The 21671-nt window shown below is 60.7% G+C and carries 19 protein-coding genes, 1 tRNA gene and 1 pseudogene; 8 read left to right on the top strand and 13 right to left on the bottom strand.

The annotated features are described in order from the left end of the window. The first annotated feature begins 21 nt into the window (after positions 1-21). From ACEK02_RS20900 to ACEK02_RS20890, 3 genes and pseudogenes are all read left to right on the top strand, one after another. Positions 22-987 carry a 2-dehydro-3-deoxygalactonokinase gene (locus tag ACEK02_RS20900; RefSeq protein ID WP_371423473.1) on the top strand — a complete coding sequence of 322 codons (966 nt, stop codon included), beginning with the start codon at positions 22-24 and terminating at the stop codon, positions 985-987. After that, positions 984-1619, top strand: a complete 636-nt coding sequence (locus ACEK02_RS20895; RefSeq protein WP_371423472.1) for a 2-dehydro-3-deoxy-6-phosphogalactonate aldolase — start codon at positions 984-986, stop codon at positions 1617-1619. The genes ACEK02_RS20900 and ACEK02_RS20895 overlap by 4 nt, the downstream gene beginning before the upstream one ends. Positions 1620-1655: 36 nt before the next feature. Further along, positions 1656-1863 (top strand): annotated as a pseudogene (locus tag ACEK02_RS20890) (hypothetical protein); the annotation flags it as partial. 114 nt (positions 1864-1977) lie between these two features. Here the strand turns inward: ACEK02_RS20890 and ACEK02_RS20885 are convergent. Further along, a complete protein-coding gene (locus tag ACEK02_RS20885; protein WP_371423471.1) occupies positions 1978-2151 on the bottom strand; it encodes a hypothetical protein in 174 nt (57 codons plus the stop codon). Positions 2152-2342: 191 nt separating this feature from the next. Between ACEK02_RS20885 and ACEK02_RS20880 the strand changes: the two genes are divergently transcribed. Continuing rightward, positions 2343-4913 (top strand): caspase family protein, encoded by a 2571-nt coding sequence (locus tag ACEK02_RS20880; protein ID WP_371423470.1) that lies wholly within the window; start codon positions 2343-2345, stop codon positions 4911-4913. A gap of 200 nt (positions 4914-5113) precedes the next feature. Here the strand turns inward: ACEK02_RS20880 and ACEK02_RS20875 are convergent, their stop codons facing one another. The 8 genes from ACEK02_RS20875 to ACEK02_RS20840 all read right to left on the bottom strand — a co-directional run bounded on the left by ACEK02_RS20875 (position 5114) and on the right by ACEK02_RS20840 (position 13785). Then, positions 5114-5962, bottom strand: coding sequence for a hypothetical protein (locus tag ACEK02_RS20875; protein WP_371423469.1), 849 nt, complete (start codon positions 5960-5962; stop codon positions 5114-5116). Between the two features lie 76 nt (positions 5963-6038). Then, a complete protein-coding gene (locus ACEK02_RS20870) occupies positions 6039-6860 on the bottom strand; it encodes a phosphatase PAP2 family protein (protein ID WP_371423468.1) in 822 nt (273 codons plus the stop codon). A 607-nt stretch (positions 6861-7467) separates the two neighbouring features. Beyond that, positions 7468-8475, bottom strand: a complete 1008-nt coding sequence (locus ACEK02_RS20865; protein ID WP_371423467.1) for a transporter — start codon at positions 8473-8475, stop codon at positions 7468-7470. Between the two features lie 337 nt (positions 8476-8812). Then, a complete protein-coding gene (locus ACEK02_RS20860; protein WP_371423466.1) occupies positions 8813-9121 on the bottom strand; it encodes a hypothetical protein in 309 nt (102 codons plus the stop codon). Beyond that, complete coding sequence (locus tag ACEK02_RS20855) at positions 9118-9939, bottom strand: DUF2092 domain-containing protein (protein ID WP_371423465.1); 822 nt, start codon at positions 9937-9939, stop codon at positions 9118-9120. The genes ACEK02_RS20860 and ACEK02_RS20855 overlap by 4 nt, the downstream gene beginning before the upstream one ends. A gap of 154 nt (positions 9940-10093) precedes the next feature. Next, positions 10094-10348, bottom strand: coding sequence for a hypothetical protein (locus tag ACEK02_RS20850; protein ID WP_371423464.1), 255 nt, complete (start codon positions 10346-10348; stop codon positions 10094-10096). A 130-nt stretch (positions 10349-10478) separates the two neighbouring features. Then, the gene (locus ACEK02_RS20845; protein WP_371423463.1) at positions 10479-12866 is read right to left on the bottom strand and encodes an arylsulfatase; all 2388 of its coding nucleotides are present in this window, start codon (positions 12864-12866) and stop codon (positions 10479-10481) included. Beyond that, complete coding sequence (locus tag ACEK02_RS20840; protein WP_371423462.1) at positions 12850-13785, bottom strand: formylglycine-generating enzyme family protein; 936 nt, start codon at positions 13783-13785, stop codon at positions 12850-12852. The genes ACEK02_RS20845 and ACEK02_RS20840 overlap by 17 nt, the downstream gene beginning before the upstream one ends. Positions 13786-14229: 444 nt before the next feature. On the opposite strand from ACEK02_RS20840, the gene ACEK02_RS20835 reads away from it, so the two are divergent. Further along, on the top strand, positions 14230-15246 hold the full coding sequence (locus ACEK02_RS20835; RefSeq protein WP_371423461.1) for a helix-turn-helix domain-containing protein: 1017 nt from the start codon (positions 14230-14232) through the stop codon (positions 15244-15246). Positions 15247-15334: 88 nt separating this feature from the next. On the opposite strand, the gene ACEK02_RS20830 is transcribed toward ACEK02_RS20835, so the two are convergent. Together ACEK02_RS20830 and ACEK02_RS20825 are read right to left on the bottom strand one after the other, a co-directional pair. Further along, positions 15335-16369, bottom strand: a complete 1035-nt coding sequence (locus tag ACEK02_RS20830) for a DUF1254 domain-containing protein (RefSeq protein WP_371423460.1) — start codon at positions 16367-16369, stop codon at positions 15335-15337. A 581-nt stretch (positions 16370-16950) separates the two neighbouring features. Further along, positions 16951-17037 (bottom strand) — tRNA-Leu (locus tag ACEK02_RS20825). Between the two features lie 163 nt (positions 17038-17200). Between ACEK02_RS20825 and ACEK02_RS20820 the strand changes: the two genes are divergently transcribed. After that, on the top strand, positions 17201-18169 hold the full coding sequence (locus ACEK02_RS20820; protein WP_371423459.1) for a complex I NDUFA9 subunit family protein: 969 nt from the start codon (positions 17201-17203) through the stop codon (positions 18167-18169). Between the two features lie 155 nt (positions 18170-18324). On the opposite strand, the gene ACEK02_RS20815 is transcribed toward ACEK02_RS20820, so the two are convergent. Beyond that, entirely contained in the window at positions 18325-19134 is an 810-nt protein-coding gene (locus tag ACEK02_RS20815) for an undecaprenyl-diphosphate phosphatase (protein WP_371423458.1), read from the bottom strand. Positions 19135-19338: 204 nt separating this feature from the next. Here ACEK02_RS20815 and ACEK02_RS20810 point away from each other — a divergent pair, with 204 nt between their 5' ends. Further along, positions 19339-20031, top strand: coding sequence for a glutathione S-transferase family protein (locus tag ACEK02_RS20810; protein WP_371423457.1), 693 nt, complete (start codon positions 19339-19341; stop codon positions 20029-20031). Further along, positions 19980-21215 carry a tRNA epoxyqueuosine(34) reductase QueG gene (queG, locus tag ACEK02_RS20805; RefSeq protein WP_371423456.1) on the top strand — a complete coding sequence of 412 codons (1236 nt, stop codon included), beginning with the start codon at positions 19980-19982 and terminating at the stop codon, positions 21213-21215. Before ACEK02_RS20810 ends, queG begins: the two co-directional genes overlap by 52 nt. Here queG and ACEK02_RS20800 read toward each other — a convergent pair. Beyond that, positions 21175-21645 (bottom strand): nuclear transport factor 2 family protein, encoded by a 471-nt coding sequence (locus ACEK02_RS20800; protein ID WP_371423455.1) that lies wholly within the window; start codon positions 21643-21645, stop codon positions 21175-21177. The two genes, queG and ACEK02_RS20800, sit on opposite strands and share 41 nt — an antisense overlap. Positions 21646-21671 lie beyond the last annotated feature (26 nt).

Raw genomic sequence — 21671 nt, 5'->3', positions numbered from 1 at the left:
CCATGAGCGAGACTTTCGGCTATGCTTGGCACGAATTCGTGCCATGGCAAGCCGGAGCAAAACGTGACATCAGGCAAACCGGCTTTCGTCGCGGTCGATTGGGGCACCAGCAGCTTTCGCGGCTGGTTGATGGCCGCCGACGGCAGCGTGCTTGCGGAGACGCGTGGGCCTGAAGGCATGCTGCATTGCGCGGCTGCCGGCTTCGCGCCGGTGCTCGCTGATCATCTCGCCAGGCTTGGCGGAATGCAGAACCTGCCCGTGTTGATCTGCGGCATGGCCGGCGCACGGCAGGGCTGGATCGAGGCGCCCTATCTGCACACACCGACACGGCTCGACGCCTTGCACGACGGTGCGAAGCGTGTCGATACACAAGGCGACGTGCGTATCCTGCCCGGCATCGCCCAGGCCGACGCCACGGCGCCCGACGTCATGCGCGGCGAGGAGACGCAACTGCTCGGCGTGACCGAGCCTCACTTCACCGGTCTGGTCTGCATTCCCGGCACCCACAGCAAATGGGTCTGGATCGACGCCGGCAGCGTGGTGTCATTCACGACCTATATGACCGGCGAACTATTTTCGGTCATCACTCAGCACAGCATCCTGAAACACGCCGTCGATCGCGATGCGGGTTCGCCCGCCGCGAATGGCGCATTCCGCGATGGCTTGCAGCGCGCGATCGAAGCGCCGATCGGCTTGACCGCCTCGCTATTCAGCCTGCGCGCGGCACAACTGCTCGGCTTCCAGCAACAGGCCGACGGCGCGGCACGCCTGTCGGGCCTCCTGATCGGCACGGAAATCGCCGATGCGGGATCGCGCTATGGCACGCGGCATCCGGTGCGCCTGATCGGCGCCGGCGCGCTCAAGGATCTCTATGCATCGGCGCTTGCGGCTGCCGGTTTCGAGGACGCCATCATCGATGCCGAACGCGCGTCGCAACACGGCCTGACCAAGGCCGCAATCCATCTGTGGGGAGCTCAGTTCACATGAACCAGCCAATCCGTTGGCCCAGCGTGAAGCGTCCGCTCGTCGCCATTCTGCGCGGCGTGCAGCCCGACGAGGTGGAGGGCATCGTCGAGGCGTTGATCGACACCGGCTTCGAAATGATTGAAGTGCCGTTGAACTCGCCTGATCCGTTCGATTCCATCGCGCGTATCTGCAAACGATTTGGCAATGACGCCCTGATCGGCGCCGGCACCGTCCTCACCGCAGATGACTGCGCCCGCGTCGCCGATGCCGGTGGACGCCTGATGGTGAGCCCGAATGTCGATGTCGATGTGCTGGCAATGGCGGTGAGCCGCGGCATGGTTACGATGCCCGGCGTGTTCTCCCCAACCGAAGCTTTCCTCGCGCTGCGGGCGGGAGCTTCTGCACTGAAATTCTTTCCGGCATTGATCCTCGGCCCGTCCGGCATCGCCGCCATTCGCGCGGTTCTGCCCAAGGATGCCGTGATCGGGGCTGTTGGTGGTGTTTCCGACCGGAATTTCGCGGACTATATCGCCGCCGGCATACAGGCCTTCGGCCTCGGCAGCAGCCTGTACCGACCTGGAATGAGCGCTATCGAGGTGAGGGCGACCGCACAGGCATCTGTCGCGGCTTATGATCAGGCGATTGCCCGCTAGAAGCAGGGTGCGATGCGTCCTGGATCGGACTGGATCGGCGATGCCGGACTTGATCCGAAGCTGTTTGCGACGCATTCGCCGCGACGCACAAAAAGCTACCCTGATTTATCGGCGCACAGGCAATCTCAGGTCTGTCCGGCTTTTGCTCGGACAGATCAAGATCGAAAGCGATGCGTTCGCAATGGCGAACAAGTTGATGTCTGGAATACTCAGGCAGAGCGGATACACTCTGCCTGACCTCTAACCGCCCGGTAGTGCCAAGACGGACTCATGCACCCCAGCATTGAAGTTCGAGCCGGATGCTGGCTCAGGGCAGCCGCGAGGCAATCTGTTACGACCGTATATGCTTCGCCGGCGCTTATTCTATTGGAACGGCCAAACGGCTGATCAAGGCAGCAATTTCGGCAAGGTTTTTACTGTCCCTGTGCTCCATCAGCATTGCGAGTTTCTGAACACACTCGTCGTCGCTGAAAATCGGCATCGTGGTGCCGACCGCGGGTTCGAACTTTGACGACAGTTGCTGACGTGACATCGATAGATACCTCGCTGAGGGTGATTCGCCTGGTGATCATACCGACGGAGGGAACAATCAGTGGTTAACTATCCTGCTGCTCTCCTCGTGCTCTGGGGTCGCGTCTTAATTCCGACCAGTTCCATTCAGAATTCGTTCAACGCCGTTGAATTTATGTGTAACGCTGGACCCAAAGATTTGGCGGGATGGTCATGACATCGATCTCGAAGTTCGCTGCTTTTCTGTTGGCACTCATGCTGGTCGGTGGAAGCGAATCGAACGCCGCGCCGTCCGAACGGCGCATCGCTCTGGTGATCGGCAATGCGAACTATCAGGCAGGTGCCCTGCCGACCCCCGCGAACGATGCCGGCTTGATTGCACAAACACTTCAGGCTGCCGGCTTCGACGTCACCGGGGCACGAGATCTGGATCAGGATTCGCTGCGTCGGACGTTCCGGGAGTTCCTGGACAAGGCATCGTCCTCTGGACCGGAGACGGTCGCCTTCATCTATCTTGGCGGGTATGGATTGCAGCTTGAAGGCGAGAACTATTTCGTGCCGGTCGATGCCAGGATCGCTCGCGACGTCAACATATCGGCGGAAGCGCTGCGGTTATCCGACTATATGGCGCCGCTTGCCGCGCTGAAATTGAAGGCGAGCATGGTGGTCCTCGACATTGCGCGAACCAATCCCTTCGCCAAAATCGGCCCCCCGCTAACCGGCGGCCTGGCACTCGTCGAGCCCGAACAAGGCATGTTTATCGCCTTCAATGCGGCACCTGGTACGGTGGCACCCACTGAGGCCGGGCCCTATTCGGCATATGCCCAAGCGCTCGCCGAAATGATGCGTGAAGGCGGGCTACGGGTGGAAGACCTCTTCAGCCGCATTCGGCTCCGCGTCAACGAGACAACCAAGGGCGCGGAAGTCCCATGGAATGCGTCGAAGTTAGAGGCGCCATTCTATTTCTTCGACCGCGCGCCCGACGCGCCTCCGCCTGCGGTTTCGCGCGAGCAAGCCTCCGCGATCCGATCAAGACCGCTTCGCGATTTCAGCTCGCAGGAAGCCTACCTGGCCGCCGTGGACCGTGACACGCTGGAGGATTACGAGGCCTTCCTCGCTGCCTATCCCGATGATCCGATGGCGCGGCGGGTTCGCGCGATCGTCGCGGCGCGCCGGGAGGCGATCACCTGGCGCCGAACGCGGGGTGTCAACACGCCACCCGCTTACTGGTCCTATCTTCGCCGCTACCCACGGGGCGCACACGCGGATGATGCCCGTCGCCGGCTTGCCTATCTTTCAGCAGCCTTCGAACCGCCGCCGCAATTTTCCGTCATCACATATGACGTGCCGCCGCCGCCACCGGAGGAAGTAATCTACGTTGAGCGGCCGGTTTTGATGTTCGACGATCCCGATTTCGGATTTGCTCCACCGCCTCCGCCGCCGGTCATCTTCCTGCCGCCGCGTCCGGTCTATTTTGTCGATCTGCCGCCACCACCGCCACCGGTCTATGCGTTCATTCTTCCGGTCCCGGATTATTCGCCCATTCCCGTATGGGTGCGGCCACCTGAGTATGTGGCACCGCCGCCGAGCAACATCATCTACAACAACATTCACAACACCGTCGTCGTCAACAACACGACGAATGTGGTGACGATCACCAATCCCAGTGGACAGGCCCAAACCCTTGCGCCTCCGCCCGCTGCTCCAGTGCAAGGCGCGGGACAGGCGCCGGTGCCCTCGTCCGGAGCTGGCCGCGTCATCGCTGCGGGGGTTGCGGGTGCAGGGGCTGCCGCGCTTCTGGCGCCTTCGCTGCCGCCTTCGGTCGCGACCAAGGCTGCGCTCGCGCCCAACCCTCCACCGGTGCAGGCGCCCAAACCTGTTGTTCCAGGACAGCCGGGGCCATCTCAGGCGCAATCCACGCCAGCAACAGGGCCAACGCCGCCGCCAGGCGCCATCGGCCCCGACGGCAAGCCTGTTCCCGGTGCACTGCCGCCGGCTGGTACAAAGTCCACGCCAGCGACAACAGGTCCGGCTCCGACGTCACCCACAAATGTCGCGCCCGGTGCGCGCCCATTGACAGCTGTAAAGCCGGGGACACCGCCGCCCCCGGCAGCGCCTTCGACTCCAAATGCAATCAACAAGCCGCCGGGACAGGCTCTACCCGGAGCGAACGGTCAGCCGCTTCCGCCTGTCCCCGGCGCAGCTTCAGGCGCATCGCCAGCTTCCGGTGCGAAATCTTCGCCGGCGCCAGCAGCCCCTGTAGCTCCGGGTGCGAACAAGCCGGGATCGGCGCTACCAGGAACCAACGGCCAGCCGCTTCCACCTGTCACATCTCCGAAGGCTTCTCCGCCCGTCGGCGCAAAATCGTCCCAAACTCCTGGGCCTGCGCCCGCGGTGCCAGCAACTCCGCATTCGGCAACGAAGCCGGCCGCCACGCCGCCTGCTGCGCGTCCAGCACCGCCGCCACCATCTGCCGCGCGTCCGGCGCCGCCGCCACCACCTGTCGCGCGTCCAGCACCGCCGCCGCCGCCTGCTGCACGTCCGGCGCCACCGCCGCCGCCTGCTGCGCGTCCGGCACCGCCGCCGCCACCTGCTGCACGTCCAGCACCACCGCCGCCGCCTGCTGCGCGTCCGGCACCGCCGCCGCCACCTGCTGCACGTCCAGCACCACCGCCGCCACCTGCTGCACGTCCGGCACCGCCGCCCCCACCTGCCGCGCGTCCGGCACCACCAGCTGCCAAATGCGTGCTTCCAAACGGCCAGCCCTGCCCCTCACCGAGGTAAGGAAAGGAAAAACCGTGGGGTGTTTGTGTTGACCGCAAACCCACCGATGTCCGAGCTGGTCAACCGCTGGCGGGAAATCCGGCTATGTTGGCTATCCCGCCGAAAGCGGAAGTCGATTCAGAATATTAGCGGCTTCAAGCGGTATCAGGGCGTCGACGATGCCGGCATAGTGCCTTGGTAAGTTCAGACACAAACGCTGGCTAATTCCCCGTCAGATAGAGCGGTGTCCTGAACGTCAATTGATAGGACGGCTGCGGGATCCATTGGATCTGCACCATGACACCGAACACGCGATTGTCGTTGTCGTCCATGCGGTCGAGGTCAAGGCGGATAATGGGTTGGGTAAAGGGCTGGATCAGCGTTCTGTTCACGAGTTCAACGCCGCCGAATGACTGCACACCGACGCGGGCGGACGCTTTCCAGTTATTCGGCCACTGATAGTAGCCGCCGGCATATCCGATCATGCTCGAACGGACCTCAGCCATTGCGCTTTGGACCGCGACGCGGGTGTCCTGGAGGCCAAAGATAAATCCCTTGGTTTGATCCTCGTCCAATGCATAGTCGAACTCAATGACGTTGTTGAAATTCGTCGTCGCGAACGGCCCGCTCGGCAGCGATTGCGTGATGGTCGATTGCACGGTGATGCTGGGGAGCGCACCGCCGTTCTGTTTGTAGAGATCAGCCTGAAAGCCGACGTTCCAGCTCGCGATGTCGATATCCGTCCAGCCACCGAGCGGCATCGTATTGGCATTCACCGAAACGCCGCCATAGACCGATACCCGATCGTTGAGATCGACGGTCAGAGGGATATCAATCGTGACCGCGTGCACTGCCGGCAACTTTTTATGGGTCGGCACCATCGACGGCGTGTGGCCGGCCGCGAGGGCGATCGCCCCCAGAACCGAAAACAGCGACGTGTTGCCGAAGCCGATTCCGATCGCACCGCCGGGCGCTGTCGCATAGGTGGTGCGGAGATCCAGATAGACGTTTGGCGGGGTAAATTGAGCCGCTTGATCGTTGTCGTCCTTGCCGAAGGCAGCATCGGTCACGCCCACGCAAATGGTGCAAACCAGAAGCCATCCATGAATCGATCGAAGACGCCCGCTGCTCAAAATCAAAACCCGCTTATTGCGTGGACAAGGCTGTTGTCTCGGCCGCACAAACCGGCGCAGCGCGCCTCGCTTTCGCAGCCTTCACTTCCATCTTTGCAGCTTTGAGGTCGGCAAGAAAGGTGGCGTTGGTCTGCAAGCGCGAGACGGTCGCCGCCCCCATGATGCGGCCCGCATCGACATCGCTCTGCCAATGCGCATCGCAGATCACGCGGCTCTGGCCGAAAGCGATGCCGCGCGTGAACAACTCGTTGGAACGCTCGGGATTGATCTGCGCGAAGACGAGGGCCCATCCCCAGCCCGCAGCCGTATGGCCTGACGGATAGGAGCCGTCTCCACGCAGAATCGCTTCCTGATCGGCCCTGCATGTGGCTTCGTTGTGAACGACGAAGGGGCGAATGCGGTTGTACTTGTTCTTCACGCCATAGGTCGACAGGCCGAAGTCGGACAGCATCTTCTGCATCATGGCATAGAGGCGCGGGGTCTGTTCCTTGTCGATCTTGATGCCCATCGCGCAGGAAAAATTGTCGGCGGCCTGCGGGAAGGCAAGGTCGGCGTCGGTATAGGCCTGCTTCCAGCGGTCGGTACCGCGCAGCGGGAGCGTTGCCTTGCGCGCCTCTTCGTCCCTGGCCAGCGCAGCCGAATCCTTCTCGGGAGGCGGACCGAGCAGGACCAGGCTGTTTGGCAGTTCGGACGGCTTCAGATAGCCGGGCGCTATCTTGAAATGAGGATCAGTGACCTTCGGTTGGGCTTCGCTCGATTGGGCGAGGACTTGACCGCAAATTGTGAGCAGCACGAAGACGGATGTGCCTGCGGATCGAACCAGGTTTGCAGTCATGGATAGTCCCTATTCATTTCAAGAGTGCCGGGATCATCAGGCGACTGAGTTTCCCCGAATGCGGGTCCCCGCCATCTGACCGAGCCGCCTCTTAGAAGGTAAGTCAGAGCCGCCGATCAAAAACGGTAGGTTGCTGCAATGATCAGTGCTCTGAAGATGGTTGCCACCTGACTTTTTCGGCACAACCAGTTGCCCCGTGAAAAAAACAATCGAAGCGGAGGCGGTAAAGGTGTGGTTCCAGTTTAATTATCGGATTCCTTGGGAAGACGGAAGCAAAGCCGAGCCGGTGCCGACGTTCCGCGGAGCGGATTGTTCGCGGACGCCGATGCCTGCGTCCAGCCAGATTGCCTCTGATCGACAGGCGAATCCTATCCGGTCATTTCGTGCAGACGAAGGCCAACCGTCTTGCCACTTCGCGCCAATCGCGGCCGGTCAAGCCATTTAGCGATCTCTACGTCCCGCTGATGCGTGCTCCATAAACGGCGGCATTGAGCTCTTCGAAATTTGTGAGCCGGTGTGTCCTGACTGATATGCCGTCATCAATCCTATCCATCGTTCCTCAGAACATCGACAAAGAACAAGCCTGGAGGCTTCCCAGTTGAAGGAGCTAGAATTTGGCTTTTATCGAGCGCCCATCGGCGAGCGCCATTACATTGGTATCCAACGCGACGGGCACAGACACGGTAAAGTATCCGGCAGTGCCTTCCATGCGGTTCACGGCATCGAATTCACGATAGATTTTCAGGCGCGTTGAAATCGGGAGCGTCCCGACCTCGAACGTGTACCCAATCGAGCCGCCGAGTGCGACGACACGACCCTCAAAGGCGCCCAGCCTCGCGCCTGTTCCGGTGTCCGCCGTCAGTTGCTGGTAATAGTAACCAACGAGCCCGAGCGTGAATTCCTTGGTGATGTATTTAGTTGCTGCCCATTCGAGGTGGAATTCATCGCCACTCTTGTAGTCGGTCGCCGTGTTGGTCTGGTTGAAGGTTACGCCCACCGCGGCGGAGAGATCCCAGCCAATGGCAGAATCTAGCCATGTGAAAGTGCCGAAGACGTCGAGCGCGGGTCTGTTCAGCGAGGCGTTCGACAGTTGACCGGCGACATACGTTCCGGACGGGATTACACCGCCGACGCCGAGCTGCCAGTGAAAATTGCCCGACTGCCACCCGACAAAGGACTGGAGAAAGAAGTCGCTGAGGCTAGCATTCTTGTCCGTCACGCCGACACCGATCGGCCCGAAGCGCGGCGAGTTCACCAGCAGATTTGCATTCACGCGCGGCTCACCAACGGGCACCGTCAACGAGAATGCGAGATTGCCGCCGAGAATCTTGGCAGGTGTAACCCAGAGTGTTGTTGGTAATTCGATCCAGCTCTGGGCCGAGACGTCTGCAACGAGAAGACCACCAGTCGGCAGAGTTCGACCGCCGCTGAGTTTGCCGTCGTAATAATAAAAGTCGTTCTGAAAGAAGACGCCGGGCGGCGGCGTAATGCCTGCGCCGGTTGCGTGTGACCCGAGGAGGGAGACACTTACGCCGCCTTCGGCTGCTATGACTGGCCTTTGTGACCAGCACAGCATGGCGCAGGCAGCGACCGTCATCGTCAAAGAGAAGCGCATCAACAAACTCCGCGTAGTAAACCAGCACAAATCAAAAATGGATCAACATACGCGTAAATCGATATTCGTCACACCGAATTCCCGCGCTGCTTACATTATTCGCAGGGTGTTGCGTTTACATCGAAAGGCGACACCACGCTAAGGGAGCCGATCTTGGATGGGGCCATTCCAGCGCAAACGCATTCGCTCTGAGACAGGATGCGTCAAGAAAAGCTGGAGCGCTTTCCGATGGAAGCGCGCTCCAGCTATTTCAGTAACGTTGAGAACACCGCATCGTCGCTGCTCGACGTGAATCGACAACAACCACCTGCTGAAAGAGCCCTCGGTCTGAGTGCGATCAGTAGCACCGGTTATAGATTCGGCCGTAGACGTCGACCGCCTGAACGCAAGCGGGTGGCGCGGCGACGACGGCTGCACCCGCGACTGCTCCGCCTACGATGGCTCCACCAACGACGGCTCGGCGCGTCGTTCGCCGCGCGACGCCGGCGTAACTCAGGGGCGTGAGCGGAGCTCCGATGAGTGCCTCAGCCGAGGTCATGAACGTGCCGCCACGCGTGAACGACGCCTGTTCGCTGACCGACAGACACAGGATGGCCACGCTCGTTCCGAGGGCGATTTTCAGCAGCTTGCTTTTCAATCCAGTCATTTATTCTCTCCGCTGGGGCTGATTCCTGGGGGAATCTCGTCGATATGGCCGAGATCCTGAAGCTCGCGCTTCTTCATGTCCGCGCTCGGCTTGAAAGCGAATGCATCGGCACTGGTGTCGGGGCCGGTTTTCCAGCTGCTGATTCGGAGCGTGTACTGAGGCGCGCCTGTCACCGTTTTAGTGGTGATGATGTATTTGCGCGGAATTGGCGTCGCGCCTGGTTCTATCCAGATCTGCCAGTCGGCATCCGGCGTACGGAACGCCAGGTGTTCACACTCATGGCCATCGATGACACCCCTGCCGATATGCTTGGCGTCATAGACTCCATCCATCAGGGCTGCATAGGAATTGGCGAGAAGAAGATCGGCGCCCGGCGCCTCGATACCGGACTTGTCGCGAATGCGGTCGACGAGCTGGTCAATCGTACCGGGGACTGGCATCTGCCCGTAGACTTTGCGGGCACGATCGGAAACGGTGAAATTGGCGCCATCGTATACGAGCTCAACGTCGGCGTAGCCGCCGGTCCGTGTCACGCGGAGTTTGTCCGGCCGATGGAGGGTCAGTTGCCCGGAACTGGCAAACTGAATCTTCTGCATGTCCGGGGTCATGATCTCGATATCGGAATCATACGATATCGAGACATTCTTTTGATTCGCGATGTAGTCGGACATTGCGCGCAGGATGGATGCGGCATTGTCCGCGCGGGCAGCGCCAGCTCCGATGCATGTCGCAGATAAACCCGACGCGATCAGGAGCGCGGCAACAGAGCGGATCGATCGGCGCCCCGCATTCAAGGGCGTTCTGGATTGGTTTTTCAAGGGATGTTTCCTGTTACTTGTTAGTTAGCCGGGCCGGCAATTCAGAATGATGCGGGAATCATCATTCATTTGGCCGTGCGGACCTTTTCAGCCTTCAGAAGAGCGTCGATGGCCTTGATGATCGTCGTGCCTTGATTGGCCTTGCAGTAGACGATCAACTCGTGAATGCCTTCTCGAACTCTGGGCAAGTTGATGGACGACTTCTTTCCGAGGCCATTGTACCGCTGTACCAAACGCCGAGAAAGTTCGCGTCTTCCTGATACGTTCCAGCAAGTTGCGCGCAAGTCAGCTTCTGCACGTTGATGTAACCATCCGCGTCAGCATAGGCCTTCAATTCGGTTTGGGCTTGGGCCGAGCCCAGTGGCGCTGCGCACGCAACAGCAAGAACAAAAGCAAGTTGCTTCATCATTGAACGTTCCTTTCGTGAATAAGCAGGGCGTTATCTGCAGGGGTAGTGAAGTTCGTTCTCGACCGGGAGCAGCGAACACCTTCGATCTCCGCTCCCAGTCAACGATTACTCGACGTGGTCAAACGACCACTCAGTTCAGATACTCAACCCGTAGACGATTGATTTTCCCGTTGAACGCAAAGGGCTTGCGGTCGAAATACGCGAGCGAGACGGGGGAATAGCTGTCCCGGCCGACGTCGAAGGCATCGTTGGCGGTAAAGCTACCTGGTGCCGCGCGTGGGACACGGCCCTTGCTGACTTCTTTGCCGTCAACGCGGATGACGATGTCGAGAGACGCGGGGCGGGCGCCGCTGGTCTTGCGCGTTGTTTCGACCTCGATCTTGACCTTCCCGGTCGGGAGCGGGGCTGACGTTTCCAGCTGCGTCCGTTCGATCTCGAACAGATTATACTCGTAGTGGAGCTTCCCGTCCTCGACCCACAGGGCGATGCCGCCCGAGACGGCGCCAAGCGCGTAGAGCACGCCCTTCGAGGCGGGCTGCAAATCCGCATCGATGGTGACGAGGTTGCTACGCGATCCGAGCTTCGGCGCGGTGAACTCGGGAACGCCGACGACCTCCTGCGTGAAGCTGAACGACTTGGCGGGATTGGACGGTGCGTCCTCCGGGTGGAAGATCGCGGACCATAGCGCGCCGCCCACCGGATAGACCTTATTATCTTTCGCGCTTACCTCGAAAGCCTTCTTCAGCTCGTCGAGCTTGCCAGGATTGGCGGCGGCGACGTCCTTCGCCTGCGAGAAATCCTTCTTGAGATCATGGAGTTCCCAGACATCGTTCTTCGGCGACCATGTCATGATCGAGGGATCGACGCCCGCTTGCCAAGGCACTCTCGGCCCAAACGTCGAGGCGATCCACCCGTCCTTGTAGTAGGCGCGACTCCCCATGACCTCGAAATACTGCTCCTTCTTGTGGTCCGGCGCCGTCGGGGACACGAAGGAATAGGTCATGCTGGTGCCGTCGAGCGGATCCTGGCTGACGCTGTCGACGAGCTTCGGCGGCGTGATGCGCAGGATGTCGTAGATCGTCGGCACGATATCGTTGACGTGATGGAATTGCGGACGCGGCGTCTTGTCCGCCTTGATCTTGCTCGGCCAGGAAACGGCGAGCGGCGTGCGGGTGCCGCCAAAATGCGCGGCGATCAGCTTTGTCGACCGATGGGGCGTGGAGCCGGCCCAGGCCCAGCCGGCATGGTACATGTTGTCCACCTTGGGCGAGCCGAGCACGTCCAGGCCGCCGAGCTCGTTCATGGTGCGGATATGGTCCTTGATCTCGGACGGAATACCGTTCTGCGCCAGGAGCTCGCTGATCGTGCCGTTCTGGCCTTCCGCGCTCGAGCCGTTATCGCCCCAGATGTAGAAGACGAGCGTGTTGTCGCGGATGCCGAGTTCGTCCAAAGCATCGATCAATCGGCCGGCCTGCGCATCGGCGTGTTCGGTATATCCGGCGAACACTTCCATGAGCCGACGCTGAAATGGCTTTTCGTCCTCGGGAATGTCAGTCCATGCGGCCAGCGTCTTCGGCCGCGGCGTCAGCTCGGTGTCCTTCGGAATCCAGCCGAGCTCCTTCTGGCGGGCGAAGACGCGTTCGCGCATGACGTCCCAGCCTTCGTCGAACTTGCCCTTATATTTGTCCGCCCAGTCCTTGAAGATGTGATGCGGGCCATGGGAGGCGCCGGGGGCCCAATACATGAAGAAGGGCCGATCCGGCGTCAGCGCGCGGACCTGCTTCATCCATGAGACGGCCTTGTCGGTCATGTCTTCGGTGAAGTGGTATTCCTTCTTCCCTTCGGACGGATTCACCCGGACTGTGTTTTCAACGACCGCAGGCTCCCATTGCGAGGATTCTCCCGCCAGGAAGCCGTAGAAGTAGTCGAAGCCGATCCCCTGGCCGGCCGGCCAGTTCGTATAGGGGCCGACCGCCGTGGTCTCGTTGGCCGGCGTGTTGTGCCATTTTCCGAAGGCGCTCGTCGCATAGCCGTAATAGCCGAGGACCTTCGCCGCGGTCGCCGATGTGCGCGGGATCCGGCCAGAATAGCCGTCCCAGTCGTTCGCCAGTTCGGTGATCTGGCCGGAGCCGACGCGATGGTGATTGCGCCCGGTCAGCAGGGCCGCGCGGGTGGGTGAGCACATCGCGGCATTGTGGAAGCGGTTATAGGTGATCCCGTCTCCGGCAACGCGGCTCAGCGTCCGTGTATCGATCACGCCGCCGAAGGTGCTCGGAAGCGCTGGACCGACGTCGTCAAGCATGATCACGACGATGTTCGGCGCGTTGGCCGGGAGATGCGACTTCATCGGCAGGGGGCTGTAGGTCGACTCCGCGATCGTCGGTCCGGCTTTGCTCCCTGAGGGCTTCGGCGGAAACGGCAGCGATTCCTGGGCGACAGCAGGCGTTCCCAACAACAGGAGAGTCGTGCTCACGCCCAACCAGCGCGCCCTGAGATGATTATTAGGAGGCTTTTCCATTCGGTTCTCCGTTTCGAACAATGCATCTGAACCCGACATGACTTGTCGAAGTATCGATTGCTTCTGGATGGCGAGCTGCAGGCCGATAGCGGCGGCAATAATTCGGAGCGCATAGATGCGAGCCGCCTTTGAGGACCTTCCGCGGGATTTTTATTTCGGGAAGGCACGGATCGTAGCTGGCTGACTCATGGCCGCCGCGAGGATTGCTGGGCACGCAGCAGGCTTTCGTCGTGTCTGCTTCGTGCTGCGCGGAGTACCAGTCGGACGTCCACTCCCAGACATTTCCGATCATGTCGTAGAGGCCGTATCCGTTAGGCGGAAAAGCCTTCACAGGCGACGTGCGGGCGTATCCGTCCTGGTTATGATTGACTGTCGGAAACGACCCTTGCCAGGTATTGGCCATATGCCGGCCATCGGGGATCAGCTCCGATCCCCATGCGAATTCGGCCTGTTCGAGGCCTCCTCTGGCGGCGAACTCCCACTCGGCTTCTGTAGGAAGATCCTTGCCCTTCCATCGTGCATAGACCAGCGCGTCCTGGTGGGTGACGTGGACGACGGGATGATCATCTCGTCCCTCGATGCTGCTAACCGGACCATAGGGACGACGCCAGTTGGCGCCCTCGAGAAACGACCACCACTGCGACCAGTCATCAAGACCGACACGCCCGGTCGGCTCGCGAAAAACCAGCGAGCCCGCATACAACATCTCCGGCATTATGCCGGGATAGTCTTTTGGATCGGGCACGGATTCGGCAACCGTGCGATATCCGGTTGCGGCCACGAACTCGGCAAACTGAGTATTGGTGACAGGAGTCTCGTCAATGAAGAAACCATCGACACTGACGCGGTGAGCAGGCCTCTCTTCGGGGTAGTGCCTATCCGAACCCATCCAGAACGTTCCGGCACTCACGAAGATCATGCCGTCTCGTACACGCTCCGATCGCAAATCCGTCTGAGCCGTTTCGGCGCAGGTCAGCGTTCTCAATATGGTGGTTCCAGTTTACTTGTCGGATTCATTGTGAAGGTGGAAGCAAAGCCGGGCCGGTGCCGACGTTCCGTGGGCGGAATCTTGGGGGAGCCGGGGCCTGCGCCCGGCCCGGTTGCCTTCCGATCGACAGGTGCACCCTGTCCGGGTCATTTCGTGCAGACGAGGGCCGGCCGTCTTGCCACTTCGCGCCAATCGCTGCCGATCATGTCATTTGCAGGTGAATTCTTGCCGCATGCACTCGACGCGGCGACCGTTGCAATTCGAGGCCGACAGGTGCCGGCAAGACAACGGTGACATTCTCCGGGCTCGCCAGTAGCGATTCGAATGAAATTGTGGCTGATGAAAAGTGCTGACTGATGATCGCGACGAGACCCAATGGCTAATATCCCTTTAACGCGCTGCCAGTTTCTTCTGCCCTTCGTCGGGATTCTCGATGAGACCGGTGCGCCGACAAGTTCGCTTCTGACAAAGTTTCGGCTTCCGTCATCTCTGCAGGACAAGAGCGATCTCTATGTCCCGCTGATGCCCGCAATCCGTTTCATGGAAACAGCGCGGAGAAGCCAGGGCATTGAAGAATTCGGCTTCCTGGCCAGCCAGCGGCTGCATTTCTCCCATATGCGCGAGAAAACGCGGGCCCTGATCGCGCACTCCCCGACGCTGCTCGTTGCCCTGCGACACGCCTGCACATGGGCGCCGCGGGAGGATACGATTCTGAGCATGTGGATTGAGCACGATGACGACCACGTGCGGATTTGCAGCAGGCTCGCCGGGACAGAGGGGCTCCTGCATATGGAGCATCTGCAATGGATCCAGAACATTTTCTCCATACACATCGTGCGGCAATTCGCGGGGCCCGACTGGACGCCGGCAACGATCGCCTTTGAAGCGCGCTACACGCCGCGTCCGGCGACGCAATCCTTGTGGCCAACTGTGCGATTCCTGTCAGGGCAGCATGCCGCGTGGATCGACTTGCCGATCTCGCACCTCAGTCTCGCCAACCGTCGGAAAGATTTAAGCCCTGCGCCGCACGCTCACGAGGATGGCCCTTCAGGCTATGACATCGTTGAGCTGCTGAAACTGATGCTGCCGTCCTATCTGGACGACGGAATTCCAGCTCTTGCCGAAGTCGCTGAAATGGCGGGCGTCAGCACACGAAGCTTTCAGCGCAAGCTCGCGCATGTCGGCCTGAGCTATTCAGATCTGCTCGACACCGTCAGATATGAGAATGCGAGCAAACTTTTGCGCGACACGGATGCCAGGATTATCGATATCGCTTTTTCTTCCGGCTACACGGATCCGGCACACTTCAGCCGCGCCTTCCGCCGTATTGCCGGTGTGGCGCCGCGACAGTTTCGCGAGCAATCCCGGCGGGGAAACCGGGTGTCGCCTTGACGTGTTTCTGCGCGGCCTCGGACACGCCAGTCGGCGTATCGGGATGACGGTGCGGGGCTTGGGTGTGCTCAGTCCTTCAGCTTGAGGCTCAGTTTAAGGGCTTGGCCTCCGGGAGTTTCCACTCGCCGCTGGCAAGGGGTTGCTCCGGCCGATAAAGCCGGACGGTGTAGTTCCAGCCTTCAACGATCGGCAGACAGTTGGGGATCTTGCCGTCACAGCCGCCGAACTGGACGGTCACCGAGCCGTCAGCATTCTTCTTCGCGGTGATGTCGTTGATCGAATAGGCATTGTATTCGTTTTTCTCGAAGAATCCCTTCGCGTTGTACACGCTGACCGACCAGAAATCCTTCACAGGCACAGTCTTCGGCATATTGAAGATGTAGACCGTCTTGCCGTCGTTCTTCGCAGGCGTGAAGCTTACGTAGATGGCGTCCTTGTCCGGAATGCCACCCCACCCTGCAGCCGTGCCGATCAGGTGCTGGATCGGATCGACCTGGCCGCGGGCGCCAAAGGAACCGCGAAACGACGTCTGGAACTTTGCCAGTCCGAGCAGCGCATTGCGGACGTCCGTCAGGCTCCCTTCATCCCAGTTTGGAAGGTCGAGCTTGCCTGTTGCCTTCTGGCTAACCTTGATGGCGTCCTGAAGCTTGTGGACTTCGTCGAGATCCTTCGGATCATTGGGATTGACCAGCGTCCGGACAGCGACGAAGGCATAGCGGGTGCCGACGGATTTCTGCGTCAACGTAACCGGCTTCGTGCCGTAGGCGACGATTGGCAGGTAGTGATCCTGATCGACGACCATCATCGACATATAACGCTTGCCCGTGTCCGGCAGCGAGAGCGTTACCGGCCCGCCGGCAAGATCAAATACGGCAAACGAATACAGCGTATCCCGGTTCATGCGAATGACCGTTTGCTTATCGATCGATGCGGGCTCCCGGGAGTGCTGAAACTTGCCCAGCCCGCCTACGGCCTTTGCATTCGCCGCGAGGTAATGATCGGTCTCAGCGCGGGTGAAATTGTCAACGGTGACCGGCATTTTGCTGGCTGGCGCCTGGGCAAATGCTCCACCGATCAGTGCAACCGAAGCAAATGCGAGACTGATGCCAACGGAGCGGAGCATGGACGTACCTTTTCATTCATCTGACTAACGTGGGGGCCATTTCGAGCATAGGCAGATCATCGGTCTTGCCATTTTGCGCCAATTGCGATCCGGCGACCGCCTTTCTTCCATTGGAGGGATAAAGGCTCGCACTGTGATCGCTCACTCCCCGACACGGCTCGTTGCGCTGAGGCACGCCTGCCGTCGGGCCTCACGGCAGGACCAGGCAGAAGCCCATGCCGCAGCATGAGAGCGGCCCTCCGTCGTCAACCGTCACCCTCGGGATTATTGGCGAAAATCTGTGAACGCCCCCCCTCGACCGGGAGTGCTTGGCGCATCCCCGTGCTGGGTGATCGCTGCTCGCAACCGGCCCTGGGCGTTAACTTCCTATAACCATTGGACCGAACACAGCGGCCTCCGGGAAGCCGACACAAGCTCGGCGCCGGATCGTTGCGCTTAACGGGTTTCGCTGAAGGAAAAGCGAGTTTAGGAGAACCATCCCGGCGTACAGCAATGTTACGCCCCATTGTTACACAGCCGGGGCCGACGCAACACTCTGATCGGGCTTAACTTCTTGGAATTGCTTCACATCAAGAAGTTAGTGGTGCCCAGGAAAGGACTCGAACCTTCACGGCCGTTAAGCCACTGGCACCTGAAGCCAGCGCGTCTACCAATTCCGCCACCTGGGCACGTGCGAGGCACGTGGCGCGGTTAGTAGGGGGCCGTTACGCGCTTGTCAAATTGCTTCGTTCAATTCCAAATCCGCTGTACAGGCCCCGCGCGTTGGCGTATCGCGAATTGGTCCAAATTCCCCCGTTTTGCCCTTGCATGACTGACTCAAGGAACTGATCCATGGCTGCCCCCATCGACACCCTCGTCACGGTTTTCGGCGGATCCGGCTTCGTGGGACGCCATGTGGTCCGCGCGCTGGCCAAGCGCCAATACCGGATCAGGGTCGCGGTGCGCCGCCCGGAATTGGCCGGCCACCTGCAGCCGCTTGGCCGTGTCGGACAGATCAACATTGTTCAGGCCAATCTGCGCCACCCGGCCTCGATCAAGGCCGCGATGCGCGACGCCAGCATCGTCGTCAATCTGGTGGGTATCCTGACCGAGAGCGGCGCACAGACCTTTGATGCCGTGCAGGCGCGGGGCGCCGGCGCGGTGGCGCAGGCCGCCGCCGAAATCGGCGCGCGGATGGTGCAGTTTTCTGCCATCGGCGCCGATGCCAATTCTGAATCGGCCTATGCCCGCGCCAAGGCGGCCGGCGAGCAGGTGGTGCTGGCAGCCGTGCCATCGGCAACCATCCTGCGCCCGTCGATCGTGTTCGGCCCCGAGGATCAATTCACCAATCGATTCGCCAATCTCGCCCGGATGGCCCCGGTGATGCCGGTATTCGGCGCCACGACGAAAATGCAGCCGGTCTATGTGGGCGATGTGGCCCAGGCGGCGGCCGATGCCGTCGACGGCAAGACCAAGCCGGGCGCCACCTATGAACTCGGCGGTCCGGAGGTGCTGACGATGAGTGAAATCATCGACATCATTCTCAAGACCATCGAACGCAAGCGCATGACGCTGCCGGTGCCGATGGGCATCGCCAAGCTCCAGTCGTATTTCCTGCAATTCGCGCCCGGCGACTTCAAGCTGACGCCGGATCAGGTCGCCATGCTTGGTGTCGACAATGTGGTGTCGGACGCAGCCAAGGCGGCCGGCCTGACGCTGGATGGCCTCGGCATCCCCGCCGATTCGCTGGAAGCCATTGCGCCACAATATCTCTGGCGTTTCCGCGCGACCGGCCAGTTCGCGCATAACGGCATAAACTGACGATGTCGTCCCCGCGCAGGCGGGGAACCAGACACGTTGTCGATCTCATTCAAGCGCAGCAATTACGGCCTCGCCGTTCTAACCACCGGGGCCGTGGTTGTGGATCCTCGCTCCACGCACGCCTTCGGCGTGCCAGGCGGGGATGACACGGAATTTTAGTAACCCAGCGCCAGCGCGATCAGACCGAGCGTGCCGACTATCACGCGCCACCATGCGAACAGCGTGAAGCCGTGGCGCGTGACGTAGCCCAGAAAGCTCTTCACCACGATGATCGCCGTGATGAACGACACCACGAAGCCGATGGCGATGATCGTGCCGTGATCGACCGAGAGATCGGCGCGGCTCTTGTAGAGATCATAGACGAAAGCGCCGACCATGGTCGGGATCGCCAGGAAGAACGAGAACTCCGCCGCTGCGCGCTTCTCGGCGCCGAGCAACATGGCGCCGACGATGGTCGCGCCGGAGCGCGACACGCCTGGAATCATCGCCACGCACTGCGCCAGACCAATCTTCAAATACATCGGCAATGGGAACGTCGTGGCATCGTGATGGACCGGCTCAAGATCGAGCTGATCGACCCAGAGCAGGATCGCGCCGCCGACGATCAGCGAAAAGCACACGACCCACGGATTGAACAAATAGCTTTTGACATAGCCGCCGGCGGCGGCGCCGATGATCGCGGCGGGCAGGAATGCGACGAGGACGCCGATCACGAAACGGCGCGCCGCAGCATCGCCTTTGAACAGATCCAGCGCGATATGCCACAATTTGCCGAAGTAAATTGCAAGGATCGCCAGAATGGCACCGAGCTGAATCAGCACGGCGAAACTCTTCCAGAAATTATCCTCACCCAGATCAAAGAAGCGCTCTGCGAGCAAGAGATGCCCCGTGGAGGAAACCGGCAGGAATTCGGTGACGCCCTCGACAATGCCGAGAATCACCGCCCTTATCGCATCAGACATCATCTGCTTATCTGTCCTTCGTCAGTGTGGGCCTGAAAAAGCCGGGTTCTTCTCGCCTATTCCCACCATTGCTGCAATCGCAAATACCATCACATTCGCGGGTTGCCTCAGAGCCAAGCTTCGCTAGTTTGGCGCGCGCCGCGTGACACTTTTACCACCGACGCAACCGAGACGCTTTCTTAAGATCGCATAACTATCAAGGCCCGCATGTACACGCTTTACCATCATTCGTTCTGCCCGCATTCCCGCTTCATTCGTCTCGTACTCGGCGAATACGGACTCGACCTCACGCTGGTGGACGAACGGCCGTGGGATCGGCGCGAGGCATTCCTGGCGCTCAATCCCGCGGGAACTACGCCTGTGCTGCTCACCGACGGTTTTCCGCCCATTCCCGGTGCCGGGATCATCGCCGAATATATCGACGAAACACATGGGCCAGACTTAGGAGACCGCCGATTACTGCCGGTCTCGATGGCGGAACGCATCGAAGTGCGCCGGCTGATGGCGTGGTTCAACGAAAAGTTCTTCGAGGAAGCGTCCGGCCCTCTGGTCACGGAACGGATCTACAAGCGCTTCATGAGCGAAGAAGTTGGCGGCGGTGCGCCGGCGATGGATGTGATTCGCGCAGCCACCGCAAATGTGCGCTATCATCTGGCCTATATCGGCTGGCTGGCGCGGACGCGCAATTTCCTGGCCGGTGACCGACTGACTTATGCGGATCTGGTCGCGGCAGCCCATCTGTCGGCGATCGACTATCTGGGCGATGTGCCATGGAGCGAGGACGACGCAGCGAAGGCGTGGTACGCGCGGGTGAAATCCCGTCCGTCGTTCCGACCGCTGTTGAGCGAGTGGCTGGCGGGCGTGCCAGCATCGCGGACCTACGTGGATCTCGATTTCTGAGCACAACCGCTGACGGTGAACACGGTACGCTTCCCACGGATCTCAGGGAGACGCTGACCCGCGAAGCATTGACGCTCGGCTTCGATTCGATCGGGATCACCGATCCCGATGCCATTGCAGGCGTGCGCGAGCGATTGCAGGAATTTCTTGATACCGGCGCCCATGGCGACATGGAGTGGCTGGCCGACAATCCCGCCCGTCGCGCCGACCCGAAGGTAATGTGGCAGGACGTCCGCTCCGTCATCATGCTCGGTGTCAATTACGGACCGGACGAGAACCCGCTCGAAATCCTGAAGCAACGCTCGCATGCCGCGATCTCGGTCTATGCCCGCGGCGACGACTATCATGACCTCATCAAGAAACGCCTGAAGCTTTTGGCACGCTGGCTGATCGCGCAGGCTGGCGGCGACGTCAAAGTATTCGTCGATACGGCTGCCGTGATGGAGAAGCCGCTTGCCGGCGCGGCCGGTCTGGGCTGGCAGGGCAAGCACACCAATCTCGTGTCGCGCGAATTCGGGTCGTGGCTGTTCCTCGGCGCAATCTTCACCACAGTTGAACTGCCGCCCGACGCGCGCGCGGTCGATCATTGCGGCTCGTGCCAGGCCTGTCTCGACAGCTGCCCGACCGCGGCCTTTCCCGCGCCCTACAAGCTCGATGCGCGACGCTGCATTTCCTATCTCACGATCGAGAACAAAGGCCCGATACCCCGCGAGTTCCGCAAACCCATGGGCAACCGCATTTATGGCTGCGACGATTGCCTCGCGGCCTGCCCATGGAACAAGTTTGCGCAAGAAGGCCGCGAGATCAAACTCGCCGCGCGCGATGAATTGCGTGCGCCGCCGCTAGCTGAATTGGCGCGGCTCGACGATGCGGCTTTCCGGACCTTCTTCACGAAGTCGCCCGTGAAGCGCATCGGCCGCAACCGATTCATCCGCAACGTGCTGATCGCCATTGGCAATTCGGACGACCTGTCGCTGATGAGCGAAGCGCAGCGGCTGCTCGATGACGAAAGCCCAGTGGTGCGCGGGGCTGCGATATGGGCGCTGTCGCAATTGATGACTGCGGACGAATTTGCTGCGGTAGCCTCGAAACTCGCCGATGCCGAACAGGACGAGAGCGTCTGCGACGAATGGCAACTCGCGCTCAGTTTGTCAGATGCCGCGCCATCTCCGGCCGCGCTTTAAGCGCTGCCCCCTGCTTACCGACGATCTTGGCGATGCGGTCCGGCGCGAAATGCAGATCGACGAAGGCCGGCGCCGTATTGGCCACTTCGTGATAGCTCACGATCTTGCCGTCACGCAGCGTCATGATCGCAACGCCCTCGAACATCGCGCGACCGCCATCGGCTTCGGGGAGTTTCGAGCGATAGCTGAACGTATAGCGCGCATAGAGCGTGGTACCGTCGCTTACCGGCCTGTGCATGTCCCAGCGGAAATCGTCGGCGGTCCGATAGAACCAGTCATCGACCATGTCGGCGATTTTGGCGCGGCCTTCGAACGCCCCGTAAAAGACGTCGTGATAGACGCCGTCCTCGGTAAAGAGCGCCGCGAAGCTCTGGCCGTCACGCTGTTCGACAGCATCGCAAAATGCGCGCAGCATCGCCGTGGCATCCATCCCAAGTTCCTCCCGCTGATTGATCG

The sequence above is a fragment of the Tardiphaga sp. genome (genome assembly GCF_041424195.1).
Lineage (GTDB): Bacteria > Pseudomonadota > Alphaproteobacteria > Rhizobiales > Xanthobacteraceae > Tardiphaga.
Note: the sequence above shows the minus strand (reverse complement) of the source record. Positions and strands in the feature narration are given on the sequence as shown.

Excerpts from the sequence above, each read along its gene's own strand:
- ACEK02_RS20900 (WP_371423473.1), top strand. The coding sequence starts at position 22 with ATGCTTGGCACGAATTCGTGCCATGGCAAGCCGGAGCAAAACGTGACA.
- ACEK02_RS20895 (WP_371423472.1), top strand. The coding sequence starts at position 984 with ATGAACCAGCCAATCCGTTGGCCCAGCGTGAAGCGTCCGCTCGTCGCC.
- ACEK02_RS20885 (WP_371423471.1), bottom strand. The coding sequence starts at position 2,151 with ATGTCACGTCAGCAACTGTCGTCAAAGTTCGAACCCGCGGTCGGCACC.
- ACEK02_RS20880 (WP_371423470.1), top strand. The coding sequence starts at position 2,343 with ATGACATCGATCTCGAAGTTCGCTGCTTTTCTGTTGGCACTCATGCTG.
- ACEK02_RS20870 (WP_371423468.1), bottom strand. The coding sequence starts at position 6,860 with ATGACTGCAAACCTGGTTCGATCCGCAGGCACATCCGTCTTCGTGCTG.
- ACEK02_RS20865 (WP_371423467.1), bottom strand. The coding sequence starts at position 8,475 with ATGCGCTTCTCTTTGACGATGACGGTCGCTGCCTGCGCCATGCTGTGC.
- ACEK02_RS20860 (WP_371423466.1), bottom strand. The coding sequence starts at position 9,121 with ATGACTGGATTGAAAAGCAAGCTGCTGAAAATCGCCCTCGGAACGAGC.
- ACEK02_RS20850 (WP_371423464.1), bottom strand. The coding sequence starts at position 10,348 with ATGATGAAGCAACTTGCTTTTGTTCTTGCTGTTGCGTGCGCAGCGCCA.
- ACEK02_RS20845 (WP_371423463.1), bottom strand. The coding sequence starts at position 12,866 with ATGGAAAAGCCTCCTAATAATCATCTCAGGGCGCGCTGGTTGGGCGTG.
- ACEK02_RS20840 (WP_371423462.1), bottom strand. The coding sequence starts at position 13,785 with ATGATCTTCGTGAGTGCCGGAACGTTCTGGATGGGTTCGGATAGGCAC.
- ACEK02_RS20835 (WP_371423461.1), top strand. The coding sequence starts at position 14,230 with ATGGCTAATATCCCTTTAACGCGCTGCCAGTTTCTTCTGCCCTTCGTC.
- ACEK02_RS20830 (WP_371423460.1), bottom strand. The coding sequence starts at position 16,369 with ATGCTCCGCTCCGTTGGCATCAGTCTCGCATTTGCTTCGGTTGCACTG.
- ACEK02_RS20820 (WP_371423459.1), top strand. The coding sequence starts at position 17,201 with ATGGCTGCCCCCATCGACACCCTCGTCACGGTTTTCGGCGGATCCGGC.
- ACEK02_RS20815 (WP_371423458.1), bottom strand. The coding sequence starts at position 19,134 with ATGATGTCTGATGCGATAAGGGCGGTGATTCTCGGCATTGTCGAGGGC.
- ACEK02_RS20810 (WP_371423457.1), top strand. The coding sequence starts at position 19,339 with ATGTACACGCTTTACCATCATTCGTTCTGCCCGCATTCCCGCTTCATT.
- ACEK02_RS20800 (WP_371423455.1), bottom strand. The coding sequence starts at position 21,645 with ATGGATGCCACGGCGATGCTGCGCGCATTTTGCGATGCTGTCGAACAG.